The organism is Cryobacterium sp. TMT2-17-1, from assembly GCF_004402765.1.
Classification (GTDB): domain Bacteria; phylum Actinomycetota; class Actinomycetes; order Actinomycetales; family Microbacteriaceae; genus Cryobacterium; species Cryobacterium sandaracinum.
Genome location: NZ_SOGC01000018.1, coordinates 12,338 through 31,586, shown reverse-complemented (window position 1 = coordinate 31,586; position 19,249 = coordinate 12,338). Strand labels below are relative to the sequence as shown.

The following is a 19,249-nucleotide window of genomic DNA, read 5'->3' as shown; positions in this document are numbered from 1 at the left end:
CGGGTCAGTCGGTTGTTTTGACGGCGTGGCCGCCGAACTGATTGCGCAGGGCCGCGACAGCCTTCATCGCGGGGGAGTCGTCCTGCCGGGACACGAACCGCGCGAAGATGGCCGCGCTGATCGTCGGTACGGGTACCGCGTTATTGATGGCCTCTTCGATGGCCCAGCGGCCCTCACCGGAGTCCTCAACGAAACCCTCGATGTTCTGAAGTTCCGGGTCGTCGTCCAGGGCTCGCACGAGAAGTTCAAGCAGCCAGGACCGCACCACGGTGCCGCGCTGCCAGGCCTTGAACACGCCGGGAACGTCGGTGATCAGGTCACTGCGCTTCTCCAGCAGTTCATAGCCCTCGGCGTATGACTGCATGAGGGCATATTCGATTCCGTTGTGCACCATCTTCGCGTAATGCCCGGCGCCGACCGCTCCGGCATGCACGAAACTCTCGTCGCGTGGGCCCTCGGGACGCAGAGCGTCGAAGACGGGCATGGCGCGCTCGACCTGCGCGGCGGCGCCACCGACCATCAGCCCGAATCCATTGGTCAGCCCCCACACGCCCCCGGAAACCCCGGCGTCGACGTAATGCACGCCCGATGCCGCCAGAAGGGCGGCATGGGCGAAGTCATCGGTGAAGCGCGAGTTTCCACCGTCGATGACAAGGTCGCCGGCGCTAAGCTCATTGGCCAATTCGGCGATCACAGCATCCGTCGCGGCACCGGCCGGGACCATTACCCAAACAAGCCGCGGAGCCGGCAGCGCGGCAATCAGCTCAGCGGTGCCGGCAACGTCCGAAATCTCGGGGTTCCGGTCGAAACCAGTGACCTCGACGCCATTGGCCCGCAGACGGTCGCGCATGTTCGCGCCCATTTTCCCCAGGCCGATGATGCCGATGTGCATGGCTGTTCCTTTCGAGATTGGTCTAGCGCAACAGCAGGTTGGGCTGGAGCAGGTACTTGTAGCTGTCGGCGCCCGGCTGATCCCGAGAGGTCTGGCTGGTGATCAGAACCGGGCCCGGCTTGTTAGGATTCTCGGTCTTCGTGAAAGAGATTCGCACAAATTCCGAGTGCACCGCGCCCAGGCCGTCCAGCAAAAACTGAGGTTTCAACGAAACGATCGTGTCCGTGCCGGACAGGATCGCGTCGATCGTCTCCGATGCCTGGGCCTGCTCCGATCCGACCGCCTCGAGGGTGAGACCGTCGGCGGTGAAGGTGAACCTCAGGGCTGCTTCGCGCTCGAGGACGAGCTGCACTCGACGGGTCGCCTCGATCAGGTCCGCCGTGTTCATGACCGCGTAGTTGTCCACGTTATCGGGGAACAGGCGCCGCACGGGTGGATAGTTTCCCTTGATCAGAAGGGAGGTGACGGTTTTCTTATCGGCGGTGAAGGCGATGAGCTCGCGGTCGTCGGTGTGAGTGATCGCGATAGAAATCGTGCCGCTGTGACCGAACGTCTTGCCGACCTCCTGCAGAGTGCGGGCCGGAACCAGGGCCGTGATGGTGTCGGTGGTCGTGGTGCTGCCTTTATCCCAATCGATCTCGCGCACGGCAACACGGTACCGGTCCGTGGCCACGAGGCTGAGGCTGTTTTCCGTGACTTGCAGCTGTACGCCGGTGATCACGGGGGTGACATCGTCACGGGAGGCAGCCACGGCCACCTGGGCGACAGCGGCCGAGAACTCTTCGGCGGGCACGAGACCGGACTGCGCACTGACCTGCGGGATGCTCGGGTATTCCTCAACCGGCATGGAGAGCAACGTGAAACTCGCACTGCCACAACTGACCGTGATCCGGGATTCGTTGGTCGAGAACCGCACCGGTGCGTTGGGCATCCGACTGGCGATGTCGGCGAGGAGTCGTCCCGAGACGAGAACTTTGCCGACTTCTTCGACGTCGGCGGCGATCTCAGTTTGCGCGGAAACCTCGTAGTCGAACGAGGAGAGGATCAGCCCGGTTGCCGTCGCCTCAATCAGCACACCGCTCAAAATCGGCAGCGTCGTCCGCTGGGGAAGGAGCTTGACAGCGAAAGAGACGGCTTCACTGAAGACGTCCCGGTTGGCCTGAAATCTCACGAAGTCACTCCTGTTCGGTTAGAGACCTGGATACGGCCTCAATGGTAGCCGTGTTTCACGGAGCAAATTTTTGCAACCGTCGAGCACTCAAGGTTGTCGGATGGAGAGAAAGAGAAGTTAATTGTTAATCTTCTTAACCGGTGTGGAAACTGTGGATAACTTGTGGGATGCCGCCACGCGACTGGGAACTACAAACTTGTAACTTGTTGGCAGCCTGTGAGTGCCCAGCACACTTCGGTGTCGTGCCGGTTTGGCAAGGAGGGAAGTTTGCACAACCGGGTGCTGAGTTTCTACAGGTTGTGCCCAGTTGTGTAAACAATTTCCACAGGGTTATCCACAGGTGTGAAAACTGAAGAAATACCGCTATTTGTAACGGTGGTTCTGCTTGATGCGATTCGTGAGCTCGGTCACCTGGTTGTAGATCGACCGGCGTTCCTTCATCAGCTCGCTGATCTTTTTATTCGCGTACATCACCGTGGTGTGGTCGCGGTTGCCGAACAATTGGCCGATCTTGGGCAAGGAGAGGTTGGTCAGCTCACGGCACAGGTACATCGCGATCTGGCGCGCCGTGGCGATCGCCTGCGACCGGGATGACCCGTAGAGGTCATCCACGGAGAGCTTGAAGTAGTCGGCGGTGTTGGTGATGATATCGACCGGCGCGATCACGTTGTCCTCATCGAGGGTGATCAGGTCCTTCAACACCGTCTGGACCAGGTCCATATCGACCGGGGTGCGGTTGAGACTCGCGAAGGCCGTCACCCGGATTAGGGTTCCCTCGAGTTCACGGATGTTCGAGGAGACCTTCGAGGCCATAAACTCGAGAATATCGTGCGGGACCTGTAGTTTCTCGCTCTGCGCCTTCTTGCGTAGGATCGCAATTCGCGTTTCCAGGTCGGGTGCCTGGACATCCGTGATCAGGCCCCACTCGAAGCGTGACCGCATTCGGTCCTCAAAACCGGTGAGGTGCTTGGGCGGGAGGTCGCTCGTGATGACCACCTGCTTGTTGTGATCGTGCAGGGTGTTGAAGGTGTGGAAGAAGGCTTCTTGCGTTTCCGCCTTGCCCTGCAGAAATTGGATGTCGTCGATCATCAGGATGTCGATATTGCGGTAACGCGACTGGAATGCGGAACCACGGTTGTTGGCGATCGAGTTGATGAAGTCGTTTGTGAATTCCTCTGAGCTGACATAACGCACCCGGATGCCGGGGTACAGGCTCATCGCGTAGTGGCCGATGGCGTGCAGGAGGTGGGTTTTACCGAGGCCGGACGACCCATAGACGAAGAGAGGGTTGTAGGCCTTCGCCGGCGCCTCCGCTACCGCGACCGCCGCGGCGTGTGCGAAGCGATTGGACTGGCCGATCACGAAGTTGTCGAAGCTGTACTTCGAGTTCAACCGGGTGTCATGGGGCCGCTCGGGCGAGCTGCTCTCGAACACCGATTGCGGTGCGGCTGGGGTTTCCACATCGGGGGGAGAACTCGATTCGTGCACCGGCCGGATGGATTCCTTCTCCAGCTCGGGATTGACGACCACATAGAAGGTGGACACCGCGGACGCCTCATCCAAGTGGCCCATCGCCGTCAGGAGCGGCACTCGCATGCGCTGATTGAGCATGCTGGCCGTGAACTCGTTGGGGACCTCGAGGTAGAACGTGCCGGCGGCGATACCCTTGGGTTCGACCAGGTTGAGAAAGCCGTACAGCATGGGCGTGATGCTGTCGTCGGATTCCAGGCTGGTCAGGACAGACCGCCAGGTCTCCGTGATGGGCTGTTCTTCGGTGGCCATGGTTTCTCCGCTTTTCTCTCATTGTTGCCTTCTACAACGACGGAGATCGAGGATTGGGCTCGTCTCTGAACGCATAATCCAGCCAAAGCATCCACAAGGTTATCCACCGCCTGTGGGCAAATAAGCCCCAATTCACAGGGTTTGTTGAAAACCTGTGGATAACTTGTCCTCACGGTAGTCAATCACCGCCAGTCCGGCCAAATTCGTTCGCATTTCGTGCGCGTGTCGATGCTCGAAATGGGTGCGATTGTGTGTACAACCGATGATTTCGGGAGGTCGAGTTTGACCATCACCGGCCAAAGCCGTAGTTTTAATCAGTTGACCCCAGCCCGAGGGCTACCTCACTCTTTCCCGGCCGCTCAGTTTGGCCTACGGAGATTTAACACGTGGAGACAAAACAATGAGCAAGAGAACGTTTCAGCCGAACAATCGCCGTCGCGCCAAGGTGCACGGCTTCCGCCTTCGCATGAAGACCCGTGCCGGCCGCGCGATTCTGGGTGCTCGCCGTCGCAAGGGTCGCATCGAACTCTCCGCTTAAGTACTCTCGTGCTCGCGGGGGCCAATCGCATCACCGCCGGTGACGACTACAAGTCGGTCGTGCGCCGGGGTGCGCGGATCGTCGGCCCGCACCTGGTGACGTATCTGCGCCGGAATCCGGAGGAGGCTCCGGCACGGTTCGGTTTCATTGTGGCGAAAAACGTGGGTGACGCCGTGCGGCGCAATCGAGTCCGACGTCGTTTGAAGGCGGCGAGCTACGCTGTGCTGATCTCTGCGCGGCCCGGCACGGATGTCGTCATCCGCGCTCTGCCGTCAGCAGCGGATGCGCCGTGGTCGACCCTGCAGGCGGAACTGTCCGTGGCGCTGGAGAAGTTTCAGCGCATTTCGGTTACATCCGTTGCCGGTAAGGCCCCGGCAGCGATCCGATCGGATCGCTGACTGATGAACAGGTTCTTGACTACGCTCATACTCCTCCCACGCAATGCGGGGGTTCTCGTACTGCGTGCGTACCGAGCCGTGATTTCCCCGCTCTACGGCGATGTTTGCCGGTACTACCCCTCCTGTTCGGCGTATGCACTCGGCACCGTTCAGGAATACGGACTCGTCGTGGGATCAGCCCGAGCCGCGCTGCGGCTGGGCCGATGCCATCCGTGGGCCGAAGGCGGGATCGATGACGTTCCCCTCAGGCGGAAGCGTCGCGTCATCGTGACGTCGTTTGGTTTTGTTATCGCAGCGAGCCACGGAAAGGGCTGACGCAAAGATGGACCTCCTAGGTACGATTCTCTGGCCGCTGAAATGGGTCGTCGAGGCTCTACTCGTCGCATTCCACTCCCTCTTCTCCGTCATGGGGATGAACTACGACGACGGCCTCACATGGGTGCTCTCGATCGTCGGACTCGTGATTGTCGTCAGGGCCGCCCTGATTCCCATCTTCGTGCGGCAGATCAAGAGCCAGCGCAAGATGCTGGAGGTCGCGCCGCAACTCAAGAAGATTCAGGACAAGTACAAGGGCAAGAAAGACCAGTTTTCGCGCGAGGCCATGTCCCGCGAGACCATGGAGCTCTACAAGCGCACAGGCACCAACCCGCTGAGCTCCTGCCTGCCTCTGTTGCTGCAGATGCCGATCTTCTTCGCCCTGTTCTCCGTATTGAATGACGCGCAACGCAGTCAGGCTGGAGTTGGCCCGCTCAACGACGATCTCGCGAAGAGCTTCGGAAACGCCACCCTCTTCGGCGACGCGCCGCTGCATGACTCGTTCGCGTCTCAGTGGACGAAAATGGTCGCTGGTCAGGACTTCAATGCCGTCGTTATGTGGATCGCGGCCATCATGGTGGTCCTGATGACCGCCTCACAGTTCATCACCCAGCTACAGATCGTCTCCAAGAACATGTCGCCGGAAACCAAGGCAAGCCCCATGTTCAAGCAGCAGCGCATCATGCTCTACCTGCTTCCCCTTGTCTTTGCCTTCTCCGGTGTTGCCTTCCCCCTCGGCGTCATGTTCTACTGGCTCACCTCGAACATCTGGACCATGATCCAGCAGTTCCTGGTCATCCGGAATATGCCCACGCCCGGCAGCGAGGCCGCCAAGGCGCGCGAAGAGCGACTGGCCCGAAAGGGTAAACTCATCGCCACGGATGGTGACGTGATTGTGGTCGAAGAACCCAAGAAGCCTCAGCGTCAGCAGCCGGTCGCAAAGAATCGTGCCAAAAAGCAATCCGGCCCTAAAAAATAAGAAGAGACCCAACGTGACTGAGAACACTGACGTGATCGCCGCACCTGGACCGGCGGACGATTCCCCCACGCTCGGCCAGCTCGAGCAGGAGGGGGACATCGCCGCGGACTACATCGAGGAATTCCTCGATATCTGCGACCTCGACGGGGACATCGACATTGACGCGCGTAATGGGCGGGCATACCTGTCCGTCAATTCCTCGGATGTCGCAAACCTGCGTTTGCTCTCCAAGCCGGAAACCGTCAATGCCTTGCAGGAATTGACGCGACTGGCCGTGCAGAACAAGACCGGAGCTTTCTCGCGGTTGATCCTGGATATCGGCGGCTCGCGCGACGCCCGGCAGGCCGAGTTAGCCTCGCTGGTGTCCCGCGCCGTGGAACGCATCCAGGCGGGTGCCGCCGAGGCATCACTGCCGCCGATGTCCTCCTACGAGCGCAAGCTCGTGCATGACCTGGTGTCGGAGGTGGGTTTCGTCTCTGAGTCCAAGGGCGAGGGCCGGGACCGTCACACGGTCATCTCCGCCGCGTAGTACATCGAAATATTGTGACTCACACTCTCGAGGCGGAGCCAGCCGTTGCCGCGGATCTCTTCGGTGGCCAGATCGAGGGTGCCCGCGCCTTCGTGGCCAGTCTGGCTGCGCAGGGCGAGGAACTGGGCCTGATCGGCCCGGTGGAAGTACCACGGCTATGGAGTCGACATATCCTCAACTGTGCGATCGTGGCGCCGCTGCTCCGACCCGGACTCGTCGGCGATGTCGGTTCCGGGGCCGGGTTACCCGGCTTGGTGCTGGCGATCGCCCGGCCGGACGTGACGTTCGTACTCATCGAGCCCATGGAGCGCCGGGTCGCGTGGTTGACCGGCCAAGTGGCCGCGCTCGGCCTGACCAATGCGACCGTACTCCGGGCTCGGGCGGAAGACGTTCGGCTGCCCGGGCGGCTTGACCAGGTGACCGCCCGTGCGGTCAGTGCCTTCCGCACCCTGATCCCTCTCACGGCCCCCCTTCTGAATCCCGGCGGTGAGTTGGTGCTGATGAAGGGCACGGGCGCCGCGGCGGAGGTCGAAGCCGCGGCGAAGGCCATCCGTAAGTTCCAGCTCAGCAATGTCGAGGTGATCACCCTCGGCGAGGGCGTGCTGCAGGATGTGACTCGAGTCATAAGGGCTACAGTGGATTAGTCCCTGGTGTCTGCTCTTATCAGTGCTGAGGTACAACCGGAGTCCCTGTGGGGGTGGCTCATCAATCGTCGAACGCGAAGGTTTCACGTGAAACAACCTGGTGAAGACCAGCAATCAAGCAAGGCGGCCGCGGTGTTTGACGATACGACCCCGCTTGCGCGTGAGATTTCTGACCTGACGCGGCGCCGACAGCGGATTGCCTCCGAGACGCTGCCGAGGCCGGAGAAGACGCGCGTCATCACCATCTCGAACCAGAAGGGTGGCGTCGGCAAGACCACGACCGCGGTCAACTTGTCGGCCGCTCTGGCCCGTCAGGGCGCGCGCGTTCTGGTGATCGACTTGGACCCCCAGGGCAACGCGTCTACAGCCTTGGGCGTCGAACATCGCGCGGAAACACCCAGCGTCTACGATGTCATCGTCAACGACGAGGAAATGGCTGCGGTCGTTCAGACCAGCCCGGAGTTCGGCTCGCTGTTCTGTGTGCCGGCCACCATCCACCTCGCGGGTGCAGAAATAGAGCTCGTCTCCCTGGTCGCCCGTGAGCAGCGTCTCAACCGTGCCCTCGAATCGCACCTGAAAACGATGGATGACCCCTACGATTACGTTTTCATCGACTGCCCCCCATCTCTGGGACTCTTGACGATCAACGCGTTTGTCGCGGCCCGCGAGGTGCTGATTCCGATTCAGTGTGAGTACTACGCGCTCGAAGGTCTCAGCCAGCTGCTTAAGAATATCGAATTGATCGAGAAGCACTTGAACCCGGATCTCGGGGTGTCCACGATTCTGCTCACGATGTACGACAGCCGCACCAACCTGGCGAACCACGTGGCCCAGGATGTGCGTGAACACTTCCCCAAGCAGGTTCTGAACACCCTTATACCGCGTTCCGTGCGTGTCTCTGAGGCGCCGAGCTACGGTCAGAGCGTTATCAGTTACGACCTCAACTCTGCCGGATCACTCTCATACCTCGAAGCAGCAGCAGAGATCGCCCATCGGGGCGCCCCCAAGACAGGAGTCGCGCTCTAATGGCTAAAAGGACTGGGCTTGGCCGGGGGATCGGTGCACTCATCCCCATTCAGGACGACCCGACTCAGGCGCGTCCAGTCGATGTGTTCTTCCCCTACGCCAATGCGGTGCGCTCGGACGAGACCGAGGGACTTCTCCCGGTTCCGGGTGCGCGGCTCGCGCACCTCAATCCCAGCGACATCGTGCCGAACCACGTCCAGCCGCGGAGCACCTTCGATGAGTCCGACCTGGCCGAGCTGGTACACAGCATCCAGGAAGTCGGCGTGCTGCAGCCCATCGTGGTTCGTTCCATCGTGGAGCAGCCCGGCAAATACGAACTAGTGATGGGGGAGCGTCGGCTTCGTGCCACGAAGGTGGCCGGACTGACCACCATTCCGGCGATCATCCGTGAAACGGCGGATGCCGACATGTTGCGTGACGCGCTGCTGGAGAACCTGCATCGCGCACAGCTGAACCCGCTCGAGGAGGCGTCCGCCTACCAGCAGTTGCTGGCCGATTTCGGCATCACCCAGGAGGAGCTCGCACAGAAGATCGGTCGGTCGCGGCCGCAGATCACCAACACCATCCGTTTGCTGAAGCTCCCCGAGGCCGTGCAGATGCGCGTTGCCGCCGGTGTTCTGTCCGCCGGGCACGCGCGCGCGATCCTCTCCGTCGGGGATCCGGCGGGCATGGTCAAGCTGGCCGATAAAATCGTCAACGAGGATCTCTCCGTGCGGGCAGCAGAGGCCGCGGCCGCGATGCAGCCACGTGTCGATTCCGCCAAGCCAACGGGCGGACGTCGTCAGGGACACCTCGACGAGATCGCGGAACGCCTCGGTGACCGACTCGACACCCGCGTAAAGATCCATTTAGGCGCAAGAAAAGGCCAGATCATGGTCGATTTTGCCACGATCGGTGATCTCAATCGCATTCTCGACGTCCTCGGTGAACCCGGTTTCGGAGCCAGCTAGCCTCACCCGAGTGTCGAGCGCCCCGCTGATCGACCGCTCGGTGGTCGACCGGCCGGTGACCGATCACCCCGTGGTCGAGTGGGTCGACACCCGCCCACCCCATTAGTGTTTCACGTGAAACATGAGCATCGGCCCTCACCCGTGCGTCGAACCGGGCCGCGGTGTTCGAGCCTGTCCAGACTTCTGTCCCCTCACCTTTTCCGGTGGTGGAGCCTGTCGAGACCCGAGACCCGAGACCCGCGACCCGACATCTTGGTCGCACGTCCATCCAGATACGCTGGTCCTCCCGCGCATGCGGGCCTGCGATTCGTCAAACCGACCTCCGGTCATCGCCAGCTGAGTCTCCGGGGCGATCAAATCAGCCATGAACTGCACATTAGACGTCATCAGGAAGCAACCTAAGCGCTCAGGTGGCAGAACAGAAATCCGCGTTACGGCCCTTATGAGGCCTAAATTCTGCGTTTCAGAGATCGTGCACTCAAGAAGCGCACTGACCAGCCCACCCTGGATTCACTGCTTGAGTCACGGCGCTCATTTCGAGTGAGCAGCCGGCATCCGCGGTCAGATTCTTGCCTGCAGAGAATGGAGCGATCCAGTGTGCACGGGTTGCGACAGGCTCGACGACCGTCGCCCCCCGTCCCGTTCCGGTGGTCAAGCGTGGCGGGACTGGTTCTCGTCGATCCGCTTCGGTGGTCGGGTTCGTCACGTGCCGGGCTCCTCGGGTCCTTCCGCGTGACCGAGCATGACGCGGGTCAACCTGGTAAATCATGAGTGTTGCGCGGGTGAGGTCAATCACTGGAGCCACCCTCGGCCCCCGTCAACTGATGACTTGTTCCCCACGGCTCGTGGGTTTGGTCCTGCCGTTTGTGCAACACGACGGGGAGTCGCCTGCCCCGTGCGCTGCGCAAACCCAGCAGGACCTGGGTGAGGCAGTATCGGCATCCCCTCGTCCCTGATCGACATTGCCGAAATCCAACCGCGTCGAGCGCAAGAACCCCGACAGGCAGACCCGAAGACACGACGTCCAGATCGGGCGGGTCGCCATGCGAACGGGTTCCAGGGCACTGCGTGGGCGAAGAATATCGTTTCCCCGTCCCGACATGGTCATGTTTCACGTGAAACACATGCCGGGTTCGGATCTGGTCTCTAAAAGTTCGACACTGGAGCAGTTCCGCAGCGTCAACACCTCCGCGCACCTGCGCCGGTTCCCATTCCGGTCTTGACAGGATCGACCGCCGAAATGAGTGTGTTCGTGAGATCGGGGATCGTCAGCGGATGCATCCGCCCACGGCATGGCATCTGTCACAGTCGCGAGTTCGATCCGCTACCTAGGCCGATATGGTCGCGATGTTGCCTGTCTGGATTGCGCCTAATCCCGGGCACACGGTGCGGCGGAACGGTGAGAATGTCCTGCCTTGCGCGCGGAGTGCCGACTCCCTGGAGGCACGGCGGTTCGTCTGCGGTCTGGTCTCATTCCGTTAGCTTGCGTCACATCCGTCGAATCCGCGAAGGCGCCACACTGCCAAAGGGGAGGGGTAGGGGAGAGGGCCAGTCAGTCCGAGCTTGCTCACCCGTGGTTGTTCTCGGGCCTGCTCGTACGTGGAGACTCGGTGGTTTAGCGTCTACTGCGGTCAGCGAGTGGATGTGTCGTGAGCGTTTCACGTGAAACGTTGGATCCCGCGGATGACGGTCGGTGAGCGGACGGTGGCAAGTGTGGCCGGGGCTGTCCCTCGCGAGAGCATCGTCGATCAAGTAGTGTTCATCGACGCAGAGGAGCGACACCGAGCGTCGGGTGCGTGTGTACTCGTCACCATCTCCGACGGTGTAATGAAAGAGTCTGCGACCTAACTTCCAGGTGCAGCCAACGACGTCGGTGCCGTCCGGGCATTCGGGCAGGTACGGGGGGCAAGGCGCCCATGCCGGCAGGGCGGGCGGTGTGGGCGCGGGGTGGGTGCTCGATAGCCTTCACCAGCGTGAGGGGGGGGCTGGTCGGCGTGGTCTCGATGAGTTCGTCCACCGACGGGCTCGAGTGGCGACAGAACCATGTTTCACGTGAAACACGGCCCACGGCGCGGACTACGAGCCGGCGATGGCGGCTCGGGCGAGGGCGTCGTAGACGGCGCCGAGAGACTGACCGGAAGCCTCGATGCACTGGGGCACCAGGGATGTCTCGGTCAGACCCGGAAGCACGTTCGCTTCCAGGAACCAGGGAACGCCATCCGAGTCCACGATCAGGTCGATGCGGGAGATGTGGCGCAGGCCGAGCAGTTCATGGATGGCGACCGCGGTTTGTGCCACCAGTTCCGCAATCTCCGCGTGGATCCGGGCCGGTGTGTAGAACAGCGTCTCTCCCGCGTTGTAGCGGGCCTCGAAGCTGTAGACGCCGTCAATGGGCACGATCTCCACGGCGGGCAGTGCAATGGGGCCGTCTCCGATGTCGATGACCGTGACCGCGAGTTCGGTACCCTCGACCTTCTCCTCCACCAGGGCGACCGTGGCGTAGGTGTAGGCGTCGACCATGGCACGTGGCAGTCCGGCGGGGGAGTCGATGATGTTGACCCCCTGGGCCGAGCCACCCTCGGCCGGTTTCACCACGAGCGGCGTGGGCATGGCCGTCAGGAGGTGCTCGAGGACGCTGGCGGCACCGAGATCGCGGAACGTTTCGGTGGACAGAGCGATTGCGTCGGGGGTGGCGTAGCCGGCCCGGCGCACGAGCTCCTTGGCGATCGGCTTCGACCAGGCCAGACGGGCCGGTCCAGCTAGCGAGCCCACGTGGGGTATCCCGGTGGTCTCCAGCAGGGCCAGGAGTGCACCGTCCTCACCGGTGGCGCCGTGCACGACCGGCCAGATCACATCGGGTTTCCGGATGGTCAGATCGGCGAGCAGGCCGGCCTGCGGGTCCAGAACGGTGACGGTATGGCCCAAGCTCGTCAGTGCATCCGCGACCCGGCGACCCGAGCGCAGTGAGATGTCCCGCTCGTGCGAGATCCCGCCCGCGAGAACAACGATGTCAAGTGCCAAAAAATCGCTCATGGTCAGGGTTTTTCCTTGCTTTGGCTGGTGTGGATACCGACGGAGACGAACTACGAAATGTCGGGGGGTGGGGAGTTGAAGCGGCCTTCTGCGCGCAACGGGTTCAGGGAACCGGTGCCGGCGAAGGTCTCGAGCAGGTCGAGCTCATCACGGAGGACGGATGCGAGGCGACGGATTCCGACCCGGATGTGATCCGGCGTCGGGTAGCAGAACGAGAGGCGCATGTTGCGCCGCCCGTCGCCGTCGGCGAAGAAGGCGGTGCCGGGCGTGTACGCCACGAGTTCCTTGACCGCCCGCGGCAGCATGGCCTTGGAGTCCAGTCCCTCTGGAAGAGTGACCCAGACGTAGAACCCTCCGTTCGGATTGGTCCAGGTGAGGCCGGGCAGGTACTCTTCCAGGGCGTCCAGCAGTGCGTTCTTTCGCTCGTGGTAGACCCCGCGGAAGGTGTTGATCTGGCCCTTCCAATCGGACGTCGCCAGGTACTCGGAAATCACCAGCTGGCTGAACGAGCTGGGGGAGAGCACCGCGGCCTCGTTGGCAAGCACCAGTTTCTCCCGGATGGCGTGCGGGGCCAGCGCCCAACCGACCCGGAAGCCCGGGGCGAGGGTCTTGGAAAACGTGCCTAGGTAGACGACTCCGTCCTCTTCGAGCGAGCGCATCGCATCCGGTGCCGGCTGGTCGAAGTAGAGCAGTCCGTAGGGGTTATCTTCCAACACCAGGATGTCGTTCGCCCGGGCCATCTCGAGGATCTCGAGGCGACGGGCCCAGCTCAGGGTCACTCCGGCCGGGTTGTGGAAGTTCGGGATCGTATACAGGAACTTGATGGTCTTGCCGGCGGCCTTGAGGCGCTGGATGTGCTGGCGGAGCGCTTCAGGGATCAGGCCGTGCTCGTCCATGGGCACGTGTTCTACCTCGGCCTGATACGACTTGAAGATGACCATGGCCGTGACGTAGCTGGGGCCCTCCGAGAGCACCACGTCGCCCGGGTCGAGAAAAAGTTTACTGACCAATTCGAGGGCATGTTGCGACCCCGTTGTCACGACGACATCGTCGGCGTGCGCACGGATGCCTTCAAGCCCCATCACCTCGAGTATCTGCTCCCTCAGAACGGGAACGCCCTGACCAGAGCCGTATTGGAGAGCGACGGGGCCCTGCTGGCGCATGACCCGGTCCATGGCGTTGATAACCAGGTCGGGCGGTAGGGCAGCCACGTAGGGCATGCCGCCGGCCAGTGAGACGACTTCGGGGCGGGAGGCCACCGCGAAGAGAGCCCTGACCTCGGAGGCGCGCAACCCCGCGGCTCGCTCGGCGTAGTGGTGGTACCACGGGTCGAGGTTGTTGCCGGTCTGGGGGGAGCGCTTCGCTGTCACGTCACTTCCGATCTGGTGAGGTTTCAATCGTATGCGGTCGGTACCATCCGGCCCGAATCCCGAAAAACCCGCCCGGCGTGAGCCGGACGGGTCAGGGCCTCGGTAGAGGCAGGGACGGTTAGGCCAGGTAGGCGGCCAAATCTTTCTCAAGGGCGACCTTCGGCTTGGCGCCGATGACGGTCTTGACGACCTCGCCCTTCTGGAACACCTTCATCGCCGGGATGGAGGTGATCTGGTACTTGGCGGCCAGCGCCGGGAAGTCGTCGACGTTCAGCTTGACGATGTCGAGCTTGTCAGCGTTCTCGCTGGCAATCTGGTCGAGGATCGGGCTGACGGCGCGACACGGGCCACACCATTCCGCCCAGAAGTCCACCAGAACGGTTTTTTCGTTGTTGATGACTTCCTGGTCGAAGGTGACGTCGGTGACGGCGCGTGCAGACATGTGGTTACTCCTTGATTGCGGGTTATGTGACTTCGGTGAGGGGTTACGCGAGTGCGGGTTCGCCGGCGCTGGCCAGCAGGTTCTCGGGAAGCGAGGCCAGGTAGTGCTCCGCGTCGAGTGCGGCGACGGTTCCGGATGCCGCTGCGGTCACCGCCTGGCGATAGGTCGGGTCGATCACGTCCCCGGCGGCGAAAACACCGGTCTGGCTGGTTTTCGAGCTGCGACCGGCGACGGCGATGGTGCCCTCCGGGGTCAAATCGAGCTTGGTGTGCACGAGGTGCGTGCGCGGGTCGTTGCCGATGGCCACGAAGATTCCGCCGAGGGGGAGCAAGGTTTCATCACCCGAGACGGTGTTGCGCAGGACCAAGCCGTCGACGGCATCCGTGCCGGTGATGCCGACGACCTGGGAATTCCAGAGGAATTCAATCTTGGGGTTGGCGAACGCACGCTCCTGCATGATTTTGGAGGCCCGCAGGGTGTCCTTGCGGTGCACGACGTAGACCTTGCTGGCGAAGCGGGTGAGGAAGGTGGCCTCTTCCATCGCGGAGTCGCCGCCTCCGATCACGGCGATCGTCTTCTCCTTGAAGAAGAAGCCGTCGCAGGTGGCGCACCAGGACACGCCGCGGCCGGACAGGCGCTCTTCGTCGTCCAGGCCCAGCTTGCGGTAGGCGGAACCCGTGGCAAAAATCACGGAGAGAGCTTCGTGCTTCTCGCCGCTGCCCAGCGTGATGGTTTTGGTGTCGCCGGAAAGCTCGAGCTCGGTGACGTCGTCATAGACGACCTCGGTGCCGAACCGCTCGGCCTGCTCCTGCATCTTGGACATCAGTTCCGGTCCCTGGATGCCGTCGGGGAAGCCCGGGTAGTTCTCCACCTCGGTTGTGTTCATCAGTTCGCCGCCGGCCTCGACCGAACTGGCGATCAGAAGCGGCTTCAGGTTCGCCCGGGCGGCATAGATCGCGGCCGTGAAACCGGCCGGTCCGGAGCCTATGATGATGATCTGACGCACGCGTAGACTCCTTCAGATTGTGGGGGCAGCGATCTCGATTGCCTCGCTTCCGGATACAACACATCCTAATCGGATGCTATTCCACGCCGGCTGGGGACCGGTCAACGACGACGGATGCGGTCGATCACCGGGTCGATGAAGCCGCGCAGCTCAGCGGTGCGCATGAGCAGCAGCAGGCCGAAGTAGACGCCTGACATGGCGAGGCCGATGACGATCATGGTGAGAACGGCCTGGAGCTTCCCGGACAGGGCGAATCCAGCCTCCTGGGTGCCACCAAGCACGAGCAGGAGGAGAACGCCGGCCGTGATCGCGGGCACGGCGGCGACTAAGTACTTCACGAGGCTGCGCAGGATGCGCCGCCCGTCGATGCCGCCGAGGCGCCCACGGAGCAGCCCTGCCGCCAGCAGGGCCTGCGCAATGCCGGACACGGTGACCGTGAGCGCGACGCCCGCGGCGATCCAGGCGCTGGGCAGGAGCGAGCAGGCAAGGACGCCGATGATGACCAGCGTCACCTGGAACAGGGTGAAGTAGAACGGCGTACGGGTGTCGCCGAGCGCGTAGAAGGTGCGTTGTACGACGAACAGGACGCAGAACGCAACGAGGCCGAGCACGTAGGCGACGATGACGTTGCCGATGCTCTGTACCTGTTCGTAGGGGGCGACGAAGACCCGGGCGAACGGGTAGGCGCAGACCGCGATGACGGCGGAGGCGAGCACGATGATCAGGGTGGTGCCGCGGATGGCGGAGGAGGCATCCGTTCTGACCAGGGCCAGCTTGCCCACCGAGGCGTGCTCGCTCATCCGGGTGAAGTAGGCGGTGGTGACTGAGACGGTGATCACCGAATGCGGGAGCATGAAGATGAGCCAGGCCGTGTTGAGTGCGGCGACCGAGGCGTCGGAGTCGCCGGCTAGGGTGACCACCCGGGTTTCGACGACGCCGGCCAGGGTGGTCAGCAGGAGCATCCCGAAGGTCCAGCTCGCCATCCGGCCGGCCACGCCGAGCCCGACGCCGCGGAAGCGGAAGTCGGGGCGGAAGCGCAGACCGATGCGGTGCCAGAAATAGAACAGCACGACGGCCTGCAGCACGACGCCGAGCGTGGCGCTCCCGGCGAGGACGGCGATCATCGCGGGCGTGAACTCGGTGGCCAGCCGGGTCCCGTTCGGGTCGGCTCCGTAGAACGCCGAGAAGGTGAGTAGGCCCGCGATGGCCACGACGTTGTTGACCACGGGAACCCAGGTGAACGGGCCGAAGGACTTGCGGGCGTTCAGAACCTCTCCGAGGACCGTATACAGGCCGTAGAAAAAGATTTGTGGCAGGCACCAGAAGGCGAACGCCGTGGCGAGGGCCAGCGATTCCGGCTTCATGTTGGACCCGTAGAGCAGGGTCAACAGCGGAGCAAGCGCGGTGGCTGCGATGGTGGTCGCGGCGAGGATGACCAGGGCCAGCGTGAGGAGTTTGTTGATGTACGCCGTGCCACCGTCGGCGTGCAGGCTGGCGCGCACGATCTGCGGCACCAGGACGGCCGTCAGCACCCCACCGGCCACGATGACGTAGACCGTGTTCGGAAGCTGATTCGCCACGGCGAACGCGTTGGTGCTCTGACCGACTTGGCCGATCACCCCCGCCAGCACAATCAGCTTCACGAAGCCGAGGATGCGAGAAACAATGGTTCCGGAGGCGAGGAATGCGCTCGCCCGGCCGATGCTGTCGGTCTTAGGCACGGGGCTCCGTCGGGGCATCGGCCGCGCTGGTGGGGGTCAGCGGGCCGGGCGCAGCGCCGGCGGCCCCGGATTCGGGATCTTCTTCTGGGGGTGCTTCGGCTTCAGGGACTGTGGCCGGTTCTGCCTCTGGCTCGGGGGCGTCCGCAGTCTCAGTTTCGGCACGTTCCCGTCGGCGTCGCAGAATGTTGCGCCACACCCCGAACCCGAAGAACAGCACCACGAACGCGGCGAACAGGAGGGATCCGAGGCCTTCCCAGTCTGCGCGCACGTTGATCGGGATGAGGGCGGGCTGCGAGATGACCGTTCCCGCCGGAGTGAGCAGGGTCACGCGCAGGGTGACGGCGCCGTTTCCCACTGCGGCCGTCACCGGGATGGTCACGGTGCGGGCGGATTGGGCTTCGATGGTGGACTCCACCGCCTCGCCGACCAGGAGGCGCCCGTTGGAGGGAACGACCTGCACCATCACCGTCACGGCCTGGCTCAGGGCGTTGTCCAGGGTCACCGGAATGTCGACCTGGCTGCCGACCACGTTGATGGGGCCCTTGGTCGCGACCGTGATGGAGCCCACAAGCGCCGAGGAGTTCGCGAGGCTGGTGCCGACGGCATCCGCCCAACTGGCCTCCTGGGATGCCCAGGAATTGGATAGCAGAGCCATCAGGTCCAGGCGCTGCGTGCCTGTGACGATCGCCGGGTCGGACAGTACGGAGGAAAAGTCGGTGATTGTCTTCTCGGCCTCGAAGAGCTCGGCGGCCAGGGCCACGCGATCCTCCGGCTCGGCCTGGCTGTCAAACTCGACCTCTTCGGCTGGAACGGATGCCCGCACCTCCGGCAGGGTGGACGGCGCGTACCACCGCAACCCGGCCAGCGCGTCGATGGTCTCGGTGAGTCGGTCTGCGTTGGGCGGCCACCCGCGGTCGAAAGTGGCCAGGAGGGTGCGCGCGGTTCCGGGGCGCTCGGCCGAGACGACCGCCAGCTGCGAGCTGACCTGGGACATGGCTTCGCGCCACGCGTCATCCGTTGTCGCGGCCGCGGCGGTGCGCAGGGCGGCGGCCAACGAATCATCGACGACCAGACCCAAACCGTGGCCGGTGCCGAGATCAAGGGATGCATTCGGGGTGAAGTCGCCGGCGGCCCCAGATGCGTTCGATCCGCCCAAAATGGTTGTGTTGAGGCCACTGGCCGCGAATACGTCCAGGTCTGCACTCGCAACGTCACCCTCGGCCGGCCAGCCGATGTCAGTGGCGCTATATTCCCAAGCAAGCAACTTTTCCGTGGTGGGTGGTGTGCCATCGCTGGGGGGTGCGGGCTGGTCCGTTGACGGCGCCGGTGTCTCGGTGCCAGGCGGGAGGGCAGGGTCGGAGTTCGGCGTCGCGGACTGGTCCGTCGCGGCGAACAAGGCAGGGTCGATCGCCTGGCCGAACGTGTTGGGCGTCAGCAGCGGCCCGGCGCCGGCTTGAGCCTGCAGGGCAAGGTCGGCATCGGCATAGCTGAGCGGGAATATATCGTTCGGAGCCTCGTCCAGCCGGTTCAGCCACGCGATTGCGCTGGGCGGTGCCGCCGAACCGAGGATTCGGATGGAAACAATGATCAGCGGGTCGATGGCAATGGTGACCGGGCGGCCGACGACGCCGTCGAGCTGGCGGCTCAGAACACCGGTCGGCGCCGTAAACGTTTCCAGTGCCTTTGACGTAATCAGGCCCGTCGACTGCGCGGGGACGGTGATCGGCATGATCACCGACATGTTGACGGGGGTGACCTCTTCGTCGGAATACCAGACGAAGGTGCCTCTGCCCTCTGCCCGCACCCTGTCGTCTGTACTCAGGGTGGCGGCAATGCCGCGGGCACCCCACGCGTTGCCGCTGGTGAGGCCCACGGAGCCGGCCGGCACGGTCAAGGTGAAGATCTCGGTGCTGTCCGGCTGAATGGACGCCATCGTGGGCTCGCTCAGCATGAGATCGCCGGGTTTGCTGTTCTTCTCCGGATCCAGCCAGCTGTTGAGGGCGTTGCGGTTGATCAGTGCCCGTTCCGCGAGGAAGAGGTTGATGGTGCCCGGTGAGATGGTGTCAAGGGTCGCGTTCTCGACGGTGACAGTGACCGTGAGGTCCTGGCCAGCCTGGAGGGGCGCCAGTGTCGCGGGCGACACGCGCAGGTTCACCGCATTGGCCGTTACGGCGGCGATGGTCTTCGCTGTCGGGGCCGCTGGGGCAGATGCAGATGTGATTTCAGACGCGGTTGCGGATGCGGGCAGACCGGCGGAGGCGACCGGCAGAACCCCGGCCAGCAGGCCGATCAGAACGGCGCCGATCGGCCTCTTCGTGCGTGACCAGAGGCCGCGCATCGCTCCGGGGAGCGCGGGCCGACGCTTGAGAACAGACTCGGCCACCATGTAGGGGATTCTACGGCTTCGACGCGGGGGTAACGCCGCACCGGGGCAGCCGGCGTAGCTCAAGCAA

Annotated in this window: 17 protein-coding genes; 8 read left to right on the top strand and 9 right to left on the bottom strand. The window is 63.2% G+C overall.

The window, feature by feature from the left end; all coding sequences use genetic code 11:
* Positions 1-4 precede the first annotated feature (4 nt).
* From gnd to dnaA, 3 genes are all read right to left on the bottom strand, one after another.
* Complete coding sequence (gene gnd / locus E3O47_RS04270) at positions 5-892, bottom strand: phosphogluconate dehydrogenase (NAD(+)-dependent, decarboxylating) (RefSeq protein ID WP_134419603.1); 888 nt, start codon at positions 890-892, stop codon at positions 5-7.
* Between the two features lie 22 nt (positions 893-914).
* On the bottom strand, positions 915-2,063 hold the full coding sequence (gene dnaN, locus E3O47_RS04265; RefSeq protein WP_104100644.1) for a DNA polymerase III subunit beta: 1,149 nt from the start codon (positions 2,061-2,063) through the stop codon (positions 915-917).
* 363 nt (positions 2,064-2,426) lie between these two features.
* Positions 2,427-3,845: a chromosomal replication initiator protein DnaA gene (gene dnaA, locus E3O47_RS04260; RefSeq protein WP_104100645.1), complete on the bottom strand. Its 1,419-nt coding sequence runs from the start codon at positions 3,843-3,845 to the stop codon at positions 2,427-2,429.
* Positions 3,846-4,245: 400 nt separating this feature from the next.
* Here dnaA and rpmH point away from each other — a divergent pair, with 400 nt between their 5' ends.
* The 8 genes from rpmH to E3O47_RS04220 all read left to right on the top strand — a co-directional run bounded on the left by rpmH (position 4,246) and on the right by E3O47_RS04220 (position 9,224).
* Positions 4,246-4,383, top strand: a complete 138-nt coding sequence (gene rpmH, locus E3O47_RS04255) for a 50S ribosomal protein L34 (RefSeq protein ID WP_104100646.1) — start codon at positions 4,246-4,248, stop codon at positions 4,381-4,383.
* 8 nt (positions 4,384-4,391) lie between these two features.
* On the top strand, positions 4,392-4,781 hold the full coding sequence (rnpA, locus tag E3O47_RS04250; RefSeq protein WP_134419601.1) for a ribonuclease P protein component: 390 nt from the start codon (positions 4,392-4,394) through the stop codon (positions 4,779-4,781).
* A gap of 3 nt (positions 4,782-4,784) precedes the next feature.
* On the top strand, positions 4,785-5,096 hold the full coding sequence (gene yidD / locus E3O47_RS04245; RefSeq protein WP_104170913.1) for a membrane protein insertion efficiency factor YidD: 312 nt from the start codon (positions 4,785-4,787) through the stop codon (positions 5,094-5,096).
* Positions 5,097-5,103: 7 nt separating this feature from the next.
* Positions 5,104-6,075: a membrane protein insertase YidC gene (yidC, locus tag E3O47_RS04240; RefSeq protein WP_104100649.1), complete on the top strand. Its 972-nt coding sequence runs from the start codon at positions 5,104-5,106 to the stop codon at positions 6,073-6,075.
* A gap of 31 nt (positions 6,076-6,106) precedes the next feature.
* The gene (locus tag E3O47_RS04235) at positions 6,107-6,604 is read left to right on the top strand and encodes a R3H domain-containing nucleic acid-binding protein (protein WP_174722133.1); all 498 of its coding nucleotides are present in this window, start codon (positions 6,107-6,109) and stop codon (positions 6,602-6,604) included.
* 11 nt (positions 6,605-6,615) lie between these two features.
* Positions 6,616-7,248 (top strand): 16S rRNA (guanine(527)-N(7))-methyltransferase RsmG, encoded by a 633-nt coding sequence (gene rsmG, locus E3O47_RS04230; RefSeq protein ID WP_134419597.1) that lies wholly within the window; start codon positions 6,616-6,618, stop codon positions 7,246-7,248.
* 87 nt (positions 7,249-7,335) lie between these two features.
* Complete coding sequence (locus tag E3O47_RS04225; RefSeq protein WP_277870364.1) at positions 7,336-8,274, top strand: ParA family protein; 939 nt, start codon at positions 7,336-7,338, stop codon at positions 8,272-8,274.
* Positions 8,274-9,224 carry a ParB/RepB/Spo0J family partition protein gene (locus tag E3O47_RS04220; RefSeq protein ID WP_134375281.1) on the top strand — a complete coding sequence of 317 codons (951 nt, stop codon included), beginning with the start codon at positions 8,274-8,276 and terminating at the stop codon, positions 9,222-9,224. The genes E3O47_RS04225 and E3O47_RS04220 overlap by 1 nt, the downstream gene beginning before the upstream one ends.
* 2,076 nt (positions 9,225-11,300) lie before the next feature.
* Here E3O47_RS04220 and E3O47_RS04215 read toward each other — a convergent pair.
* From E3O47_RS04215 to E3O47_RS04190, 6 genes are all read right to left on the bottom strand, one after another.
* Entirely contained in the window at positions 11,301-12,257 is a 957-nt protein-coding gene (locus tag E3O47_RS04215) for an ATP-grasp domain-containing protein (RefSeq protein WP_134342732.1), read from the bottom strand.
* A 50-nt stretch (positions 12,258-12,307) separates the two neighbouring features.
* Complete coding sequence (locus E3O47_RS04210; RefSeq protein WP_134401965.1) at positions 12,308-13,627, bottom strand: PLP-dependent aminotransferase family protein; 1,320 nt, start codon at positions 13,625-13,627, stop codon at positions 12,308-12,310.
* A gap of 118 nt (positions 13,628-13,745) precedes the next feature.
* Positions 13,746-14,069 carry a thioredoxin gene (trxA, locus tag E3O47_RS04205; RefSeq protein WP_104100656.1) on the bottom strand — a complete coding sequence of 108 codons (324 nt, stop codon included), beginning with the start codon at positions 14,067-14,069 and terminating at the stop codon, positions 13,746-13,748.
* A 43-nt stretch (positions 14,070-14,112) separates the two neighbouring features.
* Entirely contained in the window at positions 14,113-15,075 is a 963-nt protein-coding gene (gene trxB, locus E3O47_RS04200; protein ID WP_104100657.1) for a thioredoxin-disulfide reductase, read from the bottom strand.
* A 101-nt stretch (positions 15,076-15,176) separates the two neighbouring features.
* A complete protein-coding gene (locus tag E3O47_RS04195) occupies positions 15,177-16,796 on the bottom strand; it encodes a lipid II flippase MurJ (RefSeq protein WP_347232378.1) in 1,620 nt (539 codons plus the stop codon).
* Positions 16,789-19,182 carry a DUF6049 family protein gene (locus E3O47_RS04190; RefSeq protein WP_134401964.1) on the bottom strand — a complete coding sequence of 798 codons (2,394 nt, stop codon included), beginning with the start codon at positions 19,180-19,182 and terminating at the stop codon, positions 16,789-16,791. The genes E3O47_RS04195 and E3O47_RS04190 overlap by 8 nt, the downstream gene beginning before the upstream one ends.
* Positions 19,183-19,249: the final 67 nt, after the last annotated feature.